This is a genomic window from Roseovarius sp. JB2-10, from assembly GCF_055693585.1.
This window is the reverse complement of the sequence record NZ_CM146337.1, coordinates 1,096,977-1,115,611: the sequence shown is the minus strand read 5'-3', so window position 1 is coordinate 1,115,611 and position 18,635 is coordinate 1,096,977. Positions and strand designations below refer to the sequence as shown.

Here is an 18,635-nt window from a genome sequence, read left to right as displayed (position 1 = left end):
TCAGGCCGCCGTCATCAAACCCTGATCGCTGAGAGTCTTGTGGGCAATATCAAGAGCCTTCCAGGCGCGGTCCGTCAGCATATCGACCTCTGATTTGGTGATCACAAGTGGCGGCGAAATGACCATACGGTCTCCTGTGTGACGCATCACAAGCGAATTTTGGAAACACGCCTCGCGGCAGGCAAAACCAGCGGTCCCTGTATCGGCAGCAAAGGACGCACGGCTGGCTTTGTCCGGCGTCAGGGCAATCGAACCCATCAATCCTTCGATCACCGCTTCACCCACCAATGGGTGATCCGCAAGGCCCAGCCACTTTTCGCGCAGGTACGGTGCCGTTTCTGCCCCCGCCCGTTCGACAATCTTTTCCTCTTCCAGAATACGCAGGTTTTCGAGCGCCACAGCGCAGGAAACCGGATGGCCGGAATAGGTGTAACCATGAGAAAACTCACAAGCATCCATAACTTTGGCGACCTCATCCGTGACCATGGATCCCCCGATCGGCGCGTAGCCAGAGCTCAATCCTTTGGCGATGGTCATGATATCCGCCCGGATGTCATAGGTCTGTGAGGCAAACCAGTTGCCAGTTCGTCCAAAGCCGCAAATCACTTCATCCGCGATCAACAGAATTTCGTATTCATCGCAGATACGCTGAATTTCCGGCCAGTATGTGCTCGGCGGAATGATAACACCGCCTGCCCCCTGAATCGGCTCTGCAATAAACGCTGCAACATTGTCTTCGCCCAGATCATGGATTGCTTTTTCAAGCTCTTGCGCGCGTTCCAGGCCAAACTCCTCGGGGGATTTGTCGCCGCCTTCACCATACCAATAGGGCTGACCGATGTGATGTATGTCCGGTATCGGCAATCCACCCTGCGCATGCATTGGCTTCATGCCGCCCAGTGAAGCGCTCCCAACGCTGGAACCGTGATACCCGTTCTGGCGCGCAATGATCGTTTTTTTGGTAGGCTTGCCCAATTCCGACCAATAGGTGCGTGCCAGCCGGATATTGGTGTCGTTTGCCTCGGACCCGGAGCTTGCAAAAAATGTGTGGTTCAAGGGGCCAGGGGCCAATTCAGCCAGCTTCGCACTCAACGCAATTGCGGGCACGTGGGTCGTCATGAAGAACGTATTGTAATACGGCAGCTCTTTCATCTGACGTGCCGCCGCTTCTGCCAGCTCAGGGCGGCCATAGCCCAGGTTGACGCACCACAAGCCGGCCATCGCGTCCAACATTTCGTTGCCATCGCTATCGGTCAGCGTGACGCCCTGCGCGCGGGTGATGACGCGCGCGCCCTTGGCCGCGAGTTCGTCATTCGTCGTGAAAGGGTGCATGTGATGGGCGGCGTCCAATGCCTGGAGTTCTGCGGTCGGCATATGGTTTGAAATCATGTTCATGGTCAGCCCTTTCACAAATGGATTGCTACGGAATCATGCAGCTGGTTCTGGTTATGACCAGAATATGATCAAATTATTCCCTGTCAATCGAATCAGCCCTCTGCGGAGGATATCTCGAAGGAGCGGCGAACCTGCTCCATTCCTTGTATCACGTCCTCACGAATAGCACGCGCTGCGCGCTCTGCATCGCGCGCATGCATCGCTGCCAGCATGTCCTTGTGTTTATCTGGCAGGTTCTGGGTGCCAATTCGCCCGCACACTACACGAAGGGAAGGTCCAAACCTTAGCCACAAACCGTCTGCCATATCTGCCAAAATAGGGGCCTTGGCAATTTCATAAAGGCGTCGGTGAAACCTGTAGTTCAACTCCAGATACGCGCGCAAATCGCCTTGCTCTATTGCTTGGTCCAGTAAGGCATCCATGGCCGTCAGTTCATCAAGTTCATCAAGGGTGATACGTTCCGTTGCACGCAAAGCTAAATGCGGATCAAGCCATTGCCTTGCAACGATTAATTCACTGATATTTTCGGCACTCAGCAGCGGCACGCAAACGCGTCTGTTACCCTGGAATTCAAGCGCGCCTTCCGCAATCAACCGTCGGATCGCTTCGCGCACGGGCGTCATACCCGCGCCCAGCTGATCGGTAAGCCCCTGTATCGTCACCGCCTGACCTGGCGCCAGATCCCCAAACAGCACCAGATCCCGCAACCGCCGGTAAATCAGTTCATGCGCGGGAAGGCCAACCGGTTCCGTGGCGTTGGCACCGGATTTCAGCGCTGGTTTGATCATTGCCATAAAGTCCGAATTGCTGAGAGGCATCTCTTGTCTTGCGAGTTTAGCGGCTGCGTGAAAACATTACCATATTGCCACGCGGAGAATTTTTTGATCAAATCTGCGCGTACGGCAAGCTAAATGCCGACCAACGGGAGATAAAAATGAAGAAGTTACTATTGACCACCGCCGCTTTGGCCGTGGGCACACTCACTGCCCATGCCGAAGAAGTGCGCGTGTATAACTGGTCTGACTATATCGACGAAGCGTTGTTGGAGAAGTTCGAACAGGAAACCGGTCTGGAATTGATCTATGACGTGTTTGACAGCAACGAAGTGCTGGAAACAAAAATGCTGGCCGGCGGCTCCGGATACGACGTGGTGGTTCCTTCTGGCACATTCCTGCAACGCCAGATTACAGCAGGTGCCTTTCAAAAGCTCGACCCGGCGCAATTGCCCAACCTGACAAATATGTGGGATGTGATTGAATCACGCACGGCGCAATACGACCCGGATAACGCCTATTCAATCAATTACATGTGGGGCACCACCGGGATCGGTGTGAATGTCGGCAAAGTGGCTGAAATTCTTGGCGACGACGCGCCAATGGACAGCATGGAACTAATCCTGAACCCTGAAAATGCCGAAAAGCTCGCGGCATGCGGCATTCATTTCCTGGACGCGCCAACAGAAATCATTCCAATGACACTGCAATATCTGGGTGAAGACCCTGACAGTCATGACCCGGACGTTCTGGCCAAGGCAGAGCCGGTTCTGGCAGGCGTGGCACCGCATATCCAGAAATTCCACAGTTCGGAATACATCAATGCGCTGGCAAATGGCGACATCTGTGTCGCCGTTGGTTGGTCCGGCGATATCCTACAGGCGCGGGACCGTGCGGCAGAGGCTGAAAATGGCGTGGACATTGCCTATAATGCCTTCGCCGAAGGATCGCTGATGTGGTTTGACCAAATGGCCATTCCAACCGACGCACCCAACCCGGAAGGCGCGCATAAATTCCTGAACTTTATCATGGACGCGCAGAATATGGCGGACGCATCGAACTACGTCTATTACGCCAACGGCAATCTGGCGTCGCAGCCGATGCTGGAAGCGGATGTGATCGAGGATCCAGCCATCTACCCAACCCCGGAAACGCTGAAAAACCTGTACACAACCACGCCCTACCCGGCCAAGGTTCAACGGGTCGTCACGCGGATGTGGACAAAGATCAAATCAGGCACCTAACCGCCAAACAAACCCGCGCAACTTGAGTTGCGCGGGTTTTTTCTGAACTAAGGGGCAGTGGATGGGACAAACCGAATTCGCACCGTGGAATGATCCGGATGCAAAACCGCTCATCCAATTCAAAAATGTGACAAAGCGCTTTGGCGATTTCGTTGCCATCGACAATCAAAGCTTTGACATCTACGCGCAGGAGTTCTTTGCCTTGTTGGGCCCGTCCGGCTGCGGCAAAACCACAATGATGCGTATGCTGGCGGGTTTTGAAACTCCAACCGAAGGCACAATCCTTCTGGGCGGTCAGGACATCGCGCCCATTCCGCCGAATAAACGCGCCGTGAACATGATGTTTCAATCCTATGCGCTGTTTCCACATCTGAGCGTTTGGGAAAACATCGCCTTCGGTCTGAAACGGGATAACATGCCCAAAGATCAGATCGACGCCCGCGTCGCCGAGATGCTGAAACTGACGCGACTGGAACAGTTCGCCAAACGTAAACCGCATCAGTGTTCCGGCGGACAGCGTCAGCGCGTAGCTCTTGCGCGGTCCCTGGCCAAGGCACCCAAACTGCTGTTGTTGGACGAACCTTTGGGCGCGTTGGACGCCAAGCTGCGGCAAGATACGCAGTTTGAGTTGATGGATATCCAGGAGAAAACCGGCACGACTTTCGTGATCGTGACCCATGATCAGGAAGAGGCGATGACCGTCGCCAGCCGGGTGGCCGTGATGGACCATGGTCGCATCATCCAAGCTGACACACCTGCAAACATCTACGAAATACCCAATTCAGTTTACGTGGCCGATTTCATCGGTGATGTGACGATCATCAGCGGTACCGCCACGCCCAGCGGCGACGGCTACGATATTGCGTTCGCCGAAGGTCAACCGCAGCTTCGCGCGACATCTGATCTGGCGCTGGATAAGGGGCAAACCTGCCATCTGGCTATCCGGCCCGAAAAAGTGTCTATCACAGCGGAAAAACCCCAGGATGCCATCAATGCGGTTCAGGGCAAGATCTTGGATATCGCGTATCTCGGGAACCTTTCGACCTACCATGTCGAGCTTTCAAATGGACAAATCGTCAAATCGCAAACGGCCAATACCCGGCGGCTCTCGCGCCGCACATTCACATGGGAAGATGACGTTTGGCTCTCCTGGACCGACACCGCTGGTGTTCTGTTGAAGGATTGACGTGATGCGCCGCGCCCTTCTGATCATTATCCCTTACTTCTGGCTCTTGGCGCTGTTCTTGGTGCCCTTCCTGATCGTGCTCAAGATCAGCTTGTCGGACACTGATCTGGCCATCCCACCCTACACGCCAACACTGGATTTCGGCACGGGCTGGCAAGGGTTTAAGGAATTCTGGAGCGCGCTGGATTTCGAAAACTTTGAATTCCTGACAAGCGATGATCTGTATTGGAAGGCATATTTGTCTTCGCTGCAAATTGCGGTCATTGCCACGTTCCTTACGCTGCTGGTGGGCTATCCAATTGCCTACGGGATGGCCAATGCGCCTGACCATTGGCGTCCCACTTTGATGATGCTGGTTATCCTTCCCTTCTGGACCAGCTTTCTGATCCGGGTTTACTCGTGGATGGGTATTCTGAGCAACGAGGGGTATCTGAACCAGTTTTTGCTAGGTATTGGCGCAATCAGTGAACCCTTGGTGATCCTCAACACCAATCTGGCGGTCTATATCGGCATCGTTTACACCTATCTGCCGTTTATGATTTTGCCGATCTATTCGGCATTGGAACGGCTTGACGCATCACTTTTGGAAGCTGCCGAAGATCTGGGGTGTTCGCGCATGAAGGCGTTCTGGCTGGTCACCATTCCGCTCAGTAAAAATGGCATCATTGCAGGGTGTTTTCTGGTCTTCATTCCCGCGTTGGGCGAATTTGTGATCCCGTCTTTGTTGGGCGGTTCAAAAACGCTGATGATCGGTAAAGTCCTCTGGGAGGAATTCTTCAACAACCGCGACTGGCCTGTTGCCAGCGCTGTGGCGGTCATATTGCTGCTGATCCTGATCATCCCAATCATCCTCTTTCAAAGAAACGAGCAAAAGCAGCGGGAGATTGACGGATGAGACGTCTGACTTGGTTCAACACCACCTCGCTCACCCTCGGGTTCGCCTTCCTTTATCTTCCGATGATCATCTTGATCGTCTACAGCTTCAACGAAAGCAAACTGGTTACTGTCTGGGCCGGGTTTTCAACCAAATGGTACGGGGAACTGATCCAGAACGAGGCTTTTCTGAACGCCGCGTGGGTGACACTTAAGGTCGCGGTGATCAGCTCGACCTTTGCTACGATACTCGGCACGATGGGCGCCCTCGTTTTGGTACGCGCTGGCCGATTCGTGGGCCGAACTCTGTTTTCCGGCATGATTTATGCGCCCCTTGTGATGCCGGAAGTGATCACAGGTCTTTCGCTCTTGCTGCTTTTCATCGGCATTGGACTTGATCGTGGTGTGCTCACAATCGTTTTGGCGCATACGACCTTTTCAATGTGTTTCGTCTCTGTCGTCGTCTCGTCCCGTCTGGTCAGTTTCGACCGCTCCCTTGAAGAAGCTGCGTTGGATCTCGGCTGTTCCCCGATGCAGGCGTTTCGATTGGTCACATTGCCCATCATCGCACCTGCCGTGATTTCCGGGTGGCTTCTGGCCTTCACGCTGAGCCTTGATGACCTTGTCATCGCAAGCTTTACAGCAGGCCCGTCAGCAACAACTCTACCGATGAAAATCTGGAGTTCCGTGCGTCTGGGCGTCAGTCCCGAGATCAATGCCCTGTCGACGATCATGATCGCGATTGTTGCCGTAGGTGTCATCACAGCGTCCCTGATCACGAAACGCGCAGCCCTGCGCCAACAGGCCGAGGAACGCGCCGCCGTTCAGGCATGACGCGGGTTTATCCACCCTATGCTTACGGCGAGGGCCCACGTGCACAATGCTATTGGCCAAGCACGGTAAAGCCCCCGATTTACCCAATCGCTAAGGGTAAAATCACCTGTGATGTTGCCATTATCGGGGCAGGCTTTACCGGCCTTTCAGCCGCGCTGCATCTGTGTGAAGCGGGCAGTGATGTTGTGGTGGTGGACGCACAGACACCCGGTTGGGGGGCGTCGGGGCGTAACGGTGGGTTTTGTTGCCTGGGTGGTTCCGCGGCTTCCGATACAGTCTTACGCCAACACTTTGGTGAAGCCGCCCGCCTTGAATTCCGCAAGACGGAACTTGCAGCCGTTGATCTGGCGAGCGACCTGATCAAACGCTACAGAATTGCCTGTGACACCCATTCAAAGGGCGAAACGCTCTTGGCCCACAATCAAAAAGCCATGAACGGTTTTGCCGAAAAGGCCGAAACAACACTGCGCGATCTTGGGGTCATGCCCGAGATCGTTGAGCGCAAGGACCTTGCGGGCATCGGCATGCAAGGTCCGTTTTTCGGCGCAATGACCACACCTGTTGGTTTTGCACTCAATCCGCTCAAATATGCAATCGGATTGGCCGATGCGAGTACCGGCGCAGGGGCACGTATCTATGCAAATTCGCCGGTCCAACGCATCGATCATAGGGCCGATTTCACCTTGATCACGCCAAATGCGACGATCACGGCAAAACGACTGGTCGTGGCAACCAACGGCTATTCTTCCGATGATCTACCTAGCTGGTTGCGCGCCCGATACCTGCCAACTCAGTCCAACGTGATCGTGACGCGCCCAATGACGGAAACGGAGTTGCAATCGCAAGGGTGGACCAGCAACCAGATGTCATATGATGACCGCTTTCTGCTGCACTATTTTCGCCTCATGCCCAACAATCAGATGCTTTTCGGTATGCGTGGCGGGCTGTTCAGTTCGGCCAAATCCGACGCAAAAATGTATCGGCTTATCCGTCGCCACTTCGAAACGATGTTCCCGGCTTGGGCGCATGTCGAAACCCCGTTCAACTGGCAGGGACTTCTGTCGATTTCACGTGATCTAACCCCCTATGCCGGCCCAATCCCCGAGATGCCTGGTGCGTTTACCGCAATCAGTTACCATGGGAATGGCGTCGCCATGGCCTCCTATGCAGGCTCCTTACTCGCGGATCAGGTTTTGGGTCGACCGTCTCGCACCCTGCACCCGAAGATCATGCAAACACCGCCCAAAAGATTCCCGCTTGGGCGCTTTCGGCGCGCAACAATATGGCCGCTCTATGCCATGGCTTTGGTGACAGGCGACTGAACTTACAAACCTGACAAGACGCAGGAAAGGACACTGCGGGAGACCTATTCAGCACTCTTCGCCGATGCCCCGCAAAAACCGTCGACCACCCTCTGAACCATCGGTGCAAAATGGGCGAAATCCGGCGTCTCCATATCTGGTTCTTTTCCAGCATCATCCAGATAACGAACCGCCACGATCTCCTGCAGGTTAGGGTTTTTTTCGAATGTCGCGACCTCGGCATCGGTCATTGGGCCACCTTGCAAGTTCAACGAATGAACGGACGCATCCGACAAAAGCGCCAGATATTCGGGCCGCGTGGCACATAAATAGCGTTTGGCGGCGACATGGTAGCGCACACAATCCGTGACAATTGACGGGAAGAACTGGTCCAGAATCTTTGCTCCGGCTTCTTCGTGAAACCGGTCTTCGGTGTCATCCATCCGGAACGTTCCAAATTCCGAGGTAAAGTGCCCGATATCATGCAACAACGTGGCCACAATTATCTCTTCACTTTGCCCTTGCTGTTCGGCAATCGTGGCCCCCTGAAGCATGTGCTGCGCCATTGTAACAGGCTCACCCAGATACTCTTCTCCTCCGCGGCGGTTAAAAATATCAGCGAGGAAATCAACAATATTTGCCCGGTTTAGAGTCTGATTTTTAGATGTCATTCTGCCGCGTATCCCATTTTTTGCACAAGCGACGCATGCGTGGATCTGAGCCCGTCCATGTCAGCATAACAGCCCTGCAACCAACGTGTGCCTTCTCCGGAATAGCCTTTTCGCGCGTGTAAAACGCGGGTGTTATTGACAATGAAACACTCCCCCGGAGCAAGCTTGAACGTCACTTCCATCGCTGGATCATCAATAATTTCTCCAAGACGCCGATAGGCGGCATAGTATGCGGCCATGTCATCATAGGGCACGTCCACTATTGCTGCTGCCGAACGATTGTTAAACCGTATACCGATCAATTCCCCATCCGGCGCAAGTTCGATCATTGGACGGCGCGAACGCAGGCACACACCATCCTCGCCCGCATATTCAAACCGTGCACAGTATCGGCTGAGCAATTGAAACCCCGCAGGATCCTCGCGCTGCAATCGCAATGCACAAGCGAACCCATCAACAACCATGTTTTCACCGCCCTCAGCCGAGTTTTCTAGGCAATAAAGGATTTGCACTGTTGGCACCGGATCACGGTAGGGATTGTCCGTATGAGCCTGTAAACCCAAACCGGTATAGGCAAGATTTGTAGGATTTACTTCGGTTCGAACTTCAAACAGCCGACCGTAATTCGTTTCGCGCACAAACCCGAATAATTCAGCGACTTGAAACAGTGCGCCTTCGGCAATCGGACCACCGGTCAGCTTGCCAAAACCATATTGCACAACGCCGCCTAACCAATCTGCCAGAACGCGATGATCGTGTTTAACTGCGGTGAAATCAGCCAAGGGAATAGCATGGCTCAGCGTCGCATCCCACTCGCTAATTTCGTCTCTGATCCACCCTAAACTGCGTGTTTTCTCAGTATCGTAGGCGTGCTGACTTAGCCATGCCAGGTCATATTCAATCCGTTGACCGCCGGGGTGAAATTCGACGACCAGCGTATTTTGCGTGACCGATGCCTGTTTAATGACAGTGTTAGCGGGGATGTCGCGAAGCGCGATCAAACGCTGGCCATTTCTGGTGTCACGTGTTCTCTCATCCCAAGCATTGTCGCGCAGCCAGATTGCGTGGAACCGGAACGTTCCGCTACCAATATTGAGTTGGAGCGCTTGGCCATCTTGAATGACGTCAACGGAATTCATTGCTACCTCCGGTTCATGCCTCTTGGTCAGGATGCGGTAGAGCACCTGGCCGGGCATGGCGATAAACGACGCTCTACTGTGTCAAAAAACGACAAAAGACCGTCAGAATTCGCCACTTCGCCCAGAGAAGAGAACACTGGATCCACGTGTGTCGCGGCTCGGTGCCACGCCAAATTCCTTTCTATAAGTTTTAGAAAAGTGCGAAGGCGCGCGAAATCCACACAACACACAGATTTCGATCAATGAGAGCTCTGTTTGCATCAACAGATGTCGGGCTTTTTCCAACCGCAAACCGAGGTAGTACTTTTTGGGTGAAGTATTTAGATAGCGCGCAAACAGACGCTCCAGTTGGCGGGTCGATAAGCCGACATGTTTTGCAATTTCACTGGGCGGGATCGGGTCCTCGAGATTCTGTCGCATCGCTTCTATGGCACGCACAAGTTTGGTGTTACGCACGCCCATACGCTTCGCCATGGATACCCGTTGCGCGTGTTCTTCAGACCTCGGAGCAGTGTAGATCATCTGATCCGCTACCCATGTGGCCAATTCCGCGCCATAATCCGAATGAATACGGTCCAGCATCAGATCCATTGAACTGGCACTGCCCGCGCAGGTGAAAACGCGCCCATCTACAGTGAAAATAGACTCCTGCATTTCCACGTCCGGGAACATCTCCGCAATTGCGGAAGCGTATTCCCAATGGGTTGTGATGCGTTTTCCGTCCAGCAAGCCAGCCGATGCCAGGACAAAGGCACCGCTGCTGAGAGCACCAAAATCAATACCCTTTCGCGTTTCGCGCCGCAGCCAATTCACGACTTTCTTGGAACTGCCTGAAGGGGCATCAACCCCTGCACACACGATCAGGGTGTCGGTACGATGAAGATCAATCAGGCCCGCGTCCACGGACACCTTCATCCCGTTCCAGCTTGTGACAGGCGCACCATCTTCACTGATCAGAAGGCATTCGTAGTAAACTCGGGATCCGCCCGCAAACCTGTTCGCCAAGGCGAGCGTTTCCTGTGCACATGTCATGCCCAAGGGCGAAAAACCCGGGATCAGCAAAAAGACATATCGTTTGGGTTTGTCGTCCTCGCTCATCCCGGTTTCCTTGGTTTCAGGCCCGCATGTTGGCCCCATTGGCGTCATAGAGCGGCCCGCCTTGGATTTCGGCGTCATAAAGCTCGCCCAGGATCTCTACCTGCACTTTTGTGCCGCCCTTAGCCATTTGCGACGGAACGTATCCCATGGCGACAGATTTTTTGACGTGATGCGCATAGCCCCCTGAGCTCACATAACCGACCGCCTCACCGTTCTGCAAAATTGCCTCATCGTTGCTGACATCAATGCCATCGACATCGATCACTAAAGTGACGAGCTTGTTTTGAGGCCCCTCTGTACGTTGTTTTTCGGCAGCGGCTTTGCCCACAAAGTCTTTTTTCCAATTGATGAAGACATCCAACCCTGCTTCGGCCGCTGTAAAGTCTGGCCGGAAATCCAAGGTCCAGGCGCCCCAGCCCTTTTCCAAACGCATGCTCATCAACGCACGCGCACCGTACCATCTCAGCCCAAGATCAGCACCGGCTTCTTCTATGGCCTCAGCCAAGCGAACCAAATAATGGGGTTTGCAATAAATCTCATAGCCAAGCTCCCCGGAAAAGCTGATCCGGTTCAGGATAACGGGAACATCTCCGACATAGCATTCGGCCAGATCACGGAACTTGAACGCTTCAGCGCTCACATCCTTACGTGTGATCCGCTGCAGCAAATCACGTGATTTTGGCCCACTGAGCGCTATCCCATGCCAGTCATCGCTTGCATTTCGATAGCTCACGTCACCGGGCAGGCTGCGCTCAAACCATCGACGATGTGCCTCCTGCATGGCGCCGGATCCAAACAACATGAAATGCTCTTCGTCCAGACACGCAACCGTTAGATCACCATAGAGCTTACCGTTTTCCGTTAGCATCGGTGTAAGGGTCAATCTGCCAGGTTTTGGAACGTATCCGGCAAGGATAGTGTCTAAATATGCCCTTGCGCCTTTCCCTTTGAATTCGTGTTTCGCAAAATTGGCGACCTCGATTGCACCAACCGCCTCACGCACCGCTTTTATCTCGCGCGCGACATACTCAAAGGACCTGTTTCGTCGGAACGTAGGCTCTTCATGTGCATCATCCGGGCCATCGGCGAACCACAGTGCGTTCTCCAAACCAAAGCCCTGATCCATTACCGCGCCTTTGGCGACCAAACGGTCATACAGCGCCGTCGTCTTTTGCTTACGTCCTTTTGGCAGAGTTTCGTTTGGGAAGGTCATGACGAACCGGCGCTCATAATTTTCCGTGGATTTTACCGTACCCCAATCCGGACTGGCCCACTCGCCAAAGCGCGCCACATCCATTGCCCAAACGTCGATGCTGGGCTCTCCGTCAATCATCCATTCCGCCATTGTCAGACCAACACCGCCGCCCTGACAGAAGCCGGCCATGACGCCCACGGCACACCAATAATTTTTCATACCCGGCACAGGGCCAATCATTGGGTTGCCATCCGGCCCAAAGGTGAATGGCCCGTTGATCGCATCCTTAATGCCTGCATTTGCCAAGGCTGGAATGCGCTCAAATCCAAGTTCCAATCGATCAGCGATACGCTCAAGATTCGGCGGTAAAAGCTCATGCCCAAAATCCCAAGGCGTGCCATCAACTTTCCAGGGCGTTCCTTTGGGTTCGTAGGTGCCCAGAAGCATACCCTGTCGCTCCTGCCGGAAGTAAATATTGGCTTCGTAGTCAATGCCGCAGGGCAGGCGATCCGTTCGCGCCGCTATTTCCGGAATGGCTTCCGTGATCAGGTAATGGTGCTCCATCGGCTGAACAGGCAAATTCACACCTTGCATGTGCCCGACTTCCCGCGCCCACAAGCCCCCGCAATTGACGATATGCTCTGCATTGATAACACCTTTGGGCGTGGCAACATCCCAACTGCCATCAGTGCGCTGTTTCGTCTCTGTTACACCACAATGTGTGAAATATTGGGCACCGTGAACTTTCGCGGCCTTGGCAAAAGCATACGTTGCGCCACTGGGGTCAAGATCTCCATCTTGGTCATCCCATAATGCAGCCAAATAGTGTTTTGGATCAATCAGCGGATGACGCTCTGCCAGTTCCTTGGGGCTGATGAATTCCTGATTCAGGCCCATGTAACGGGCTTTGGAACGTTCGCGCTTGAGATAGTCATACCATGTCTGGTTGGACGCAAGATAGAAGCCACCTGTCATGTGCAAGCCCACGGAATGGCCGCTTGTTTCCTCAATCTCTTTATAGAGATCAATCGTGTATCCTTGCAGGCGGCTGATATTCGGATCACTGCTGATCGTGTGAATTTGGCCTGCCGCATGCCAGCTTGATCCGCTTGTCAGCTCATCGCGCTCAAGCAAAACGACGTCTTTCCAGCCAAACTTGGCCAGGTGAAACAAAATCGAGCACCCAACCACGCCACCGCCGATCACGACTACTTTTGTATGGCTTGGCAGTTTCTTGCCCCCAATATCGCCCTCTTTTTGTACTTCAGGCATCCGTCACTCCGTCATTTCTTGTCAGCAATTTGTTGATGTCGTTTTCATCTTTGGCGCGGGCGAGCATTGAGAAATCGCCTACCAATGTTCCCTCCACCGCCTTGATTGCGGCGCCGTAAGCGACACGCGCCAACGAACCGCCCAAGGAAAGTCGAGCCGCACCCATTTTGGCCAATTCCTGCCGTGATAGGCTCGAAAACTGGCCTGAAACCAACACATTTACCGGGATTGATACGCTAGAAATTATGCGTTTGAGTTCTTCTATATTTGGGGGCACCGGAACATAGACGCAATCGGCGCCGGCGGCTTCAAACGCCTGGATGCGCCGGATCGCCTCGTCACAATTGTAACTGTCCAGCATCACGCCATCCGCGCGCGCGACCAATACGAAATCACGCGCAAGCGCTCGAGCCGCACTGGCGGCGGCCCTTATACGCTCAACCGAAAGGTCGAAGTCATACGGTGCAAAAGACGGAAGGGCAGTGTCTTCGATCGAACACCCGGCCAACCCAACCTCCGCCGCCATGCGGATTGTTTCGGCTACAACGTCGGGGGATTCACCAAAGCCGTTTTCAAAATCGCCCGATACCGGGATTTCAACAACACTAACCAGGTCCTGCGCATGCGTCAGGGCTTCATCTCGCGTCAGAGTTCCACCATCTACACGGCCCTCAGAAAAAGAATTTCCCGCAGAGGTGGTCGCGAGGGCCTGTACACCCAACGCCTCCATCATCAGGGCTGACCCCTTGTCCCAGGCATTAACCAAAACAAACGGATCACCGGGCCTGTGAAGCGCTCTGAACAAGCAACCTAGATCGCCCATGGAATCAATTCCTTTCTAAAAGAGAACTGCAGAGTAGCGGCGCCAGGTCGACATCCAATTTCGACGCTATTCATGCCCAATCCATCACAACTTTCCCGGAATTTCCTGATATCATTGCCGCAAAGCCTTCTTCGAAGTCATCGATCCCGATCCGGTGTGTTATCAATCCGGACACATCCAGCCCGGACTGCACCAGCGCGATCATTTTGTACCAGGTCTCAAACATTTCGCGCCCATAGATGCCCTTGATGTGCAGCATCCTGAAAATGACGGTGTTCCAATCCACAGGGAATTCCGTCGGGGCGATCCCCAACAGCGCGACTTTCCCACCATTGTTCATTCGCGAGATCATTTGTTGCATCGCAGGGGCCGCACCGGACATCTCCAAGCCCACGTCAAACCCTTCGGTCATTCCAATCGTATCCATCACATCGCGCAATTGCTCTTTGGCTACATCGACGACATGTTGAACGCCCATCGATTTGGCCAGCTCAAGGCGATAAGGGTTGATGTCTGTGATGACGACTTTGCGTGCCCCAACCCGTTGAGCAACCAGCGCGCCCATGATGCCGATCGGACCGGCACCTGTGACCAAAACATCTTCACCAACCAGATCGAAACTAAGGGCTGTGTGAACGGCGTTGCCAAACGGATCAAATATGGATGCGATTTCGTCAGAGATATCTGGCGGGATAGGCACCACATTGTCTTCCGGAATACAAACGTATTCGGCAAAAGAACCTGGCCTGTTTACACCCACGCCTAGCGTATTGCGGCACAGGTGCCCGCGGCCGGCACGGCAATTACGACAGGTGCCACAAACTACATGGCCCTCTCCACTGACACGTTGACCAATCCTGTACTTGATCGCTGCGGCGCCGGTATCCACGATTTCGCCGACAAATTCATGCCCGACAACCATCGGCACCGGGACCGTTTTTGCACTGAATTCATCCCATTTCCAAATATGTACATCCGTGCCGCAAATGGCGGATTTTTTCACCTTGATCAGCACGTCACTTGGCCCGGGCTCCGGGACGGGTACGTATTCCATCCAAAGCCCTGGTTCAGGCTTGCTTTTGACCAATGCTTTCATTTCGTTTTTCACGAAGTGCTCTCCCATAAATCGGTCGACAAGTATTTGAGACCACTGTCGCAGACCACGAATGCCACGGTGCCTCCCTTTTCGCGACCCTTCAGAAGCGATATGGCGGCCGCCAGATTGGCGCCCGCCGAATAGCCGCCAAAAATTCCCTCACAGCGCGCCAGCAGACGTGCGTGGTGGCGTGCCTCCTGTCCCGAAACAGTCTCTATTCCAGCGTATTCTGCGTCTCCTAGATGATCCAAATCATGCATCAAATAACCGCCACCTTGAATCGGATGGTCTGGTTCGGAGATGTCACCGCCGCCTATTGCCTCGGCACCCGACGGCTCCACGCAATAGCACTTCACGCCCTTCGGCGCGAAAAAACGGTTGCAGCCCGCCAGCGTCCCGCCGGATCCCACGAAATCGCAAAACGCGGTGACGCTGCCGTTGGATTGCTTCCAAATTTCTGGTGCGGTTCCTGTTTCATGTGCCAGCGGGTTCGCAGGTTCGCTAAACTGGTCGGCGCGGAAGGCGCCGCGGTCTGCCGTTATCCGTTTAGCGGCCTCATCCACCAGTGCTAAATCCGCGCCAGATACCTTCCCGGGTATACCGCCAGCCGCTTGCGGCACTAAAATGACTTCGGCGCCAAGGGCCTGCATCATTTTTGCGCGCTCGACCGAATTACCTGCGCTCATAACCGCTACAAACGGATGTCCCAAAACACCACATACGATCGCAAGACCTGTCCCCATGTTACCGGAAGTCAATTCGACAACACATTGGCCAGGCTGCAGTGCTCCGCTCGCGTGCGCAGCTTCAATCACTTGACGCGCGGCACGGTCCTTTTTCGAAAAACCTGGGAGCAGGTAGTCTAATTTGGCCAAGAGACGCCCATTCAAGCCGATTTTGTCTCTAATTCTGCTCAATTCAACCAAAGGCGTTTGGCCAATGACCTCAATAATTGAGGGGAACAACGTCATGAGATCACTCCAAGTTCACGGCCCACCGCCTCAAACGCGTCGATGGCACGGTCGAGCATTTCACGGGTCAATCCTGCACTCATTTGTGTCCGGATACGATCTTGCTGCTTCGGTACAACCGGGAAACTGAAGGCCGTCACAAATACACCACGTTTCCCTAAACGCGCTGCCATCTCTTGAGCCAGTTTCGGATCGCGCAACATGACGGGAATGATTGCATGTTCACCCGGCAAAAGTTCAAACCCAAGTTTTCCCATCTTTTCACGAAAATACCGGGCGTTTTCCCAGAGTTTCTCGCGCATTTCTTCCCCGTTTTCCAACAGATCGAAAACTTTCAGGGAAGCGGCGGCAATTACAGGGGCCAATGTGTTGGAAAACAAATAGGGGCGGGACCTTTGGCGCAACCAGTCCACGATGGGGCCGCTTGCAGCCGTATATCCACCTGATGCACCGCCCAGAGCTTTGCCGAGCGTCCCTGTCATAATGTCAACGCGGTCGACCACACCGAATTTTTCAGCGGTTCCGCGCCCAGTCGGCCCCACAAAACCTGTGGAATGACAATCATCCACCATGACCAGCGCATCGTAACGGTCTGCCAATTCGCAAATCTCATCCAATCGGGCGTAGTAGCCGTCCATCGAAAAGACTCCATCGGTCGCGATCAATCGATGCCGCGTGCCACTAGCCTCCTGCAGGCATTTTTCCAGTTCCGACATATCGCTGTTGGCATAGCGAAACCGCTGCGCTTTGCACAACCGCACACCGTCGATGATACTAGCATGGTTTAGCGCATCAGAAATGATTGCGTCCTCGGGGCCCAAAAGCGTCTCGAACAAACCAGCATTTGCATCGAATGCAGCCGCGTAGAGAATGCTATCCTCTTTCCCCAAAAAACTGGCAATGCGGTTTTCCAAGGCTTTGTGTTCTTCCTGAGTCCCGCAAATAAAACGGACGGATGCCATCCCAAATCCATACCGGTCCAAAGCAGCGTGAGCGGCCGCAATGATGTCAGGATTATCGGCAAGGCCAAGGTAATTATTGGCGCAGAGGTTGATCACGTCGCGCCCATCTTCCAAAGAGATTTGGCCTGACTGCATGCTGGTGATCACACGCTCGGATTTATAGAGACCCTCGTCCCTTAACCCGTCCAGGCGCGTCGAAATATCGTCGTCAAAACGTTGAGATGCTCGCATTTTCTGTGTCCTCCTGCTCAGTACCATGCCTCAGGAATTTCAGATTTGCGACGTGCAACATAGTCTTTCAATGCTTCATCGATCTGCACATCTATTTCAGGCGGTTCGTAACGCTCCAACAAACCCGTCCAGCGCTCATATGCCCGCTGGCGCATGTCTTTTTCACCAGCTTCCTCCCAACTCTCAACATTTTCGCTATCGCTGAGTGCCGGTTCATAGAAGGCGGTGGTATAGTTCCGCATGGTATGGGCACACCCCAGGAAGTGACCTGCGGGTTCCACTTCGCCATAGGCATCGCGCGCCATGGCTTCGTCGCTCAGGTCCAAACCGCCCATAAGTTTTTGGTAGGCCCCGAGCCGATCAGCATCCATGATCAGCTTTTCAAACCCAGTACAGAGGCCGCCCTCCATCCACCCAGCAGCGTGCAGCACAAAATTAGCTCCGGCCAAAGCTGTCGAATGCATGGAATCAGCGGATTCGTACGCGGCCTGGGCATCTTCAATCTTGCTGGCGGTGAGCGAGCCTCCGCACCTGAGGGGCAGGCCGAGGCGTCTGGCCATCTGGCCGATGACATAGTTGCTCAGAACGGGTTCTGGCATGCCAAATGTGGGCGCGCCAGATTTGAGGCTCATCGAACTGAGGAAGTTGCCAAGCACAAAGGGTGCCCCCGGTCTGACGAGTTGCGAAAAAGCACAACACATCATTGCCTCTGCCATGGCCTGACAGACTGATGCGGTCGTACTGACCGGTCCCATTGCACCAGACAGGATAAACGGCACAACGATAATACCTTGATTTCGGCCGCAATAGACTCTGATTGCTTCAGAAACGACTTTGTCCACAAGAAGTGGAGAATTGGTGTTCACGTTACCCATGATCACGCAGTTTTTCTCCATAACGTCGCGACCGTGCATGATTTCCGCCATCTCGATACTATCTTGGGCGCGGCTCATTTCCGTTATGGCGCCTAGGTGCGGTTTGTCCGATCGCGTCATGTGCAGATACACCATATCCAGATGACGATGGCTGACAGGAACATCGCACGGTTCGCATATGACCAAACCTGTGTGGTGGAGATTTGGGTGCATGTAAGCCAATTTCAGCAATTTCTCGAAACTCTCCAAATCGCCGTATCGGCGGCCAGACTTCAGATCGCGAACAAATGGCGCTCCATAGATGGGGGCGAAGACCTGGTTGTCTCCTCCGATGACAACGGAACGGTCCGGGTTTCGTGCAATTTGCGCAAAAGATCGCGGCGCCGTAGCGCTTAACGTTCGTATCCACTCCGACGACGCGCGCACGCGCGTTCCCTGGATGTCCGCGCCGGCTTCCTTCCAGATCCGGTGCGCTTCGGGATCATCACGGAATTCGATCCCGATTTCCTGGATTAACCAATCTACCTGTTGCTCAAGACGCACCAATGCCTCTTCGTCGAGCGGATCGAAATAGGGCAATTTCCGCATGACATGCGGTGATAGCGGCGCCAAAGGATCAATTTGGTCACTATTGCGCTTGCCGCGTGAGCGTCTGGCCATTTTGGCACCTCTCCTACTTATTTTTCAATCTATAGG

General features: G+C 54.0%; 16 protein-coding genes. 5 read left to right on the top strand and 11 right to left on the bottom strand.

Translation table 11 applies throughout. The features are described 5' to 3' along the window. Entirely contained in the window at nt 1-1,395 is a 1,395-nt protein-coding gene (locus ACZ1HJ_RS05505) for an aspartate aminotransferase family protein (RefSeq protein WP_472721317.1), read from the bottom strand. A 92-nt stretch (nt 1,396-1,487) separates the two neighbouring features. After that, nucleotides 1,488-2,183 carry a GntR family transcriptional regulator gene (locus ACZ1HJ_RS05500; protein WP_472722161.1) on the bottom strand — a complete coding sequence of 232 codons (696 nt, stop codon included), beginning with the start codon at nt 2,181-2,183 and terminating at the stop codon, nt 1,488-1,490. 146 nt (nt 2,184-2,329) lie between these two features. Between ACZ1HJ_RS05500 and ACZ1HJ_RS05495 the strand changes: the two genes are divergently transcribed. The 5 genes from ACZ1HJ_RS05495 (at nt 2,330) to ACZ1HJ_RS05475 (ending at nt 7,627) form a co-directional block, all read left to right on the top strand. Continuing rightward, nucleotides 2,330-3,412: a polyamine ABC transporter substrate-binding protein gene (locus ACZ1HJ_RS05495; protein WP_472721316.1), complete on the top strand. Its 1,083-nt coding sequence runs from the start codon at nt 2,330-2,332 to the stop codon at nt 3,410-3,412. 61 nt (nt 3,413-3,473) lie between these two features. Then, the gene (locus ACZ1HJ_RS05490; protein WP_472721315.1) at nt 3,474-4,598 is read left to right on the top strand and encodes an ABC transporter ATP-binding protein; all 1,125 of its coding nucleotides are present in this window, start codon (nt 3,474-3,476) and stop codon (nt 4,596-4,598) included. A gap of 4 nt (nt 4,599-4,602) precedes the next feature. Continuing rightward, nucleotides 4,603-5,493, top strand: coding sequence for an ABC transporter permease subunit (locus tag ACZ1HJ_RS05485; RefSeq protein WP_472721314.1), 891 nt, complete (start codon nt 4,603-4,605; stop codon nt 5,491-5,493). Then, complete coding sequence (locus ACZ1HJ_RS05480) at nt 5,490-6,305, top strand: ABC transporter permease (RefSeq protein ID WP_472721313.1); 816 nt, start codon at nt 5,490-5,492, stop codon at nt 6,303-6,305. Before ACZ1HJ_RS05485 ends, ACZ1HJ_RS05480 begins: the two co-directional genes overlap by 4 nt. Next, nucleotides 6,302-7,627, top strand: coding sequence for an NAD(P)/FAD-dependent oxidoreductase (locus tag ACZ1HJ_RS05475; protein WP_472721312.1), 1,326 nt, complete (start codon nt 6,302-6,304; stop codon nt 7,625-7,627). Before ACZ1HJ_RS05480 ends, ACZ1HJ_RS05475 begins: the two co-directional genes overlap by 4 nt. 44 nt (nt 7,628-7,671) lie before the next feature. Here ACZ1HJ_RS05475 and tmpB read toward each other — a convergent pair whose 3' ends face one another. From tmpB to ACZ1HJ_RS05430, 9 genes are all read right to left on the bottom strand, one after another. Beyond that, a complete protein-coding gene (tmpB, locus tag ACZ1HJ_RS05470) occupies nt 7,672-8,277 on the bottom strand; it encodes a (R)-1-hydroxy-2-trimethylaminoethylphosphonate oxygenase (protein ID WP_472721311.1) in 606 nt (201 codons plus the stop codon). Continuing rightward, nucleotides 8,274-9,416: a 2-trimethylaminoethylphosphonate dioxygenase gene (gene tmpA / locus ACZ1HJ_RS05465; protein ID WP_472722160.1), complete on the bottom strand. Its 1,143-nt coding sequence runs from the start codon at nt 9,414-9,416 to the stop codon at nt 8,274-8,276. Before tmpA ends, tmpB begins: the two co-directional genes overlap by 4 nt. A 102-nt stretch (nt 9,417-9,518) precedes the next feature. Continuing rightward, complete coding sequence (locus ACZ1HJ_RS05460; protein ID WP_472721310.1) at nt 9,519-10,514, bottom strand: GlxA family transcriptional regulator; 996 nt, start codon at nt 10,512-10,514, stop codon at nt 9,519-9,521. A gap of 16 nt (nt 10,515-10,530) precedes the next feature. Continuing rightward, nucleotides 10,531-12,981, bottom strand: a complete 2,451-nt coding sequence (locus tag ACZ1HJ_RS05455) for a GcvT family protein (RefSeq protein WP_472721309.1) — start codon at nt 12,979-12,981, stop codon at nt 10,531-10,533. Beyond that, a complete protein-coding gene (locus ACZ1HJ_RS05450; protein ID WP_472721308.1) occupies nt 12,974-13,804 on the bottom strand; it encodes an isocitrate lyase/PEP mutase family protein in 831 nt (276 codons plus the stop codon). The genes ACZ1HJ_RS05455 and ACZ1HJ_RS05450 overlap by 8 nt, the downstream gene beginning before the upstream one ends. Before the next feature lie 70 nt (nt 13,805-13,874). Continuing rightward, nucleotides 13,875-14,900, bottom strand: coding sequence for an L-threonine 3-dehydrogenase (tdh, locus tag ACZ1HJ_RS05445; RefSeq protein ID WP_472722159.1), 1,026 nt, complete (start codon nt 14,898-14,900; stop codon nt 13,875-13,877). Between the two features lie 8 nt (nt 14,901-14,908). Continuing rightward, entirely contained in the window at nt 14,909-15,871 is a 963-nt protein-coding gene (locus ACZ1HJ_RS05440) for a PLP-dependent cysteine synthase family protein (RefSeq protein ID WP_472721307.1), read from the bottom strand. Continuing rightward, nucleotides 15,868-17,064, bottom strand: coding sequence for a glycine C-acetyltransferase (locus tag ACZ1HJ_RS05435; protein ID WP_472721306.1), 1,197 nt, complete (start codon nt 17,062-17,064; stop codon nt 15,868-15,870). The genes ACZ1HJ_RS05440 and ACZ1HJ_RS05435 overlap by 4 nt, the downstream gene beginning before the upstream one ends. 17 nt (nt 17,065-17,081) lie before the next feature. Further along, nucleotides 17,082-18,599, bottom strand: a complete 1,518-nt coding sequence (locus ACZ1HJ_RS05430) for a trimethylamine methyltransferase family protein (RefSeq protein ID WP_472721305.1) — start codon at nt 18,597-18,599, stop codon at nt 17,082-17,084. Between the last annotated feature and the right edge of the window lie 36 nt (nt 18,600-18,635).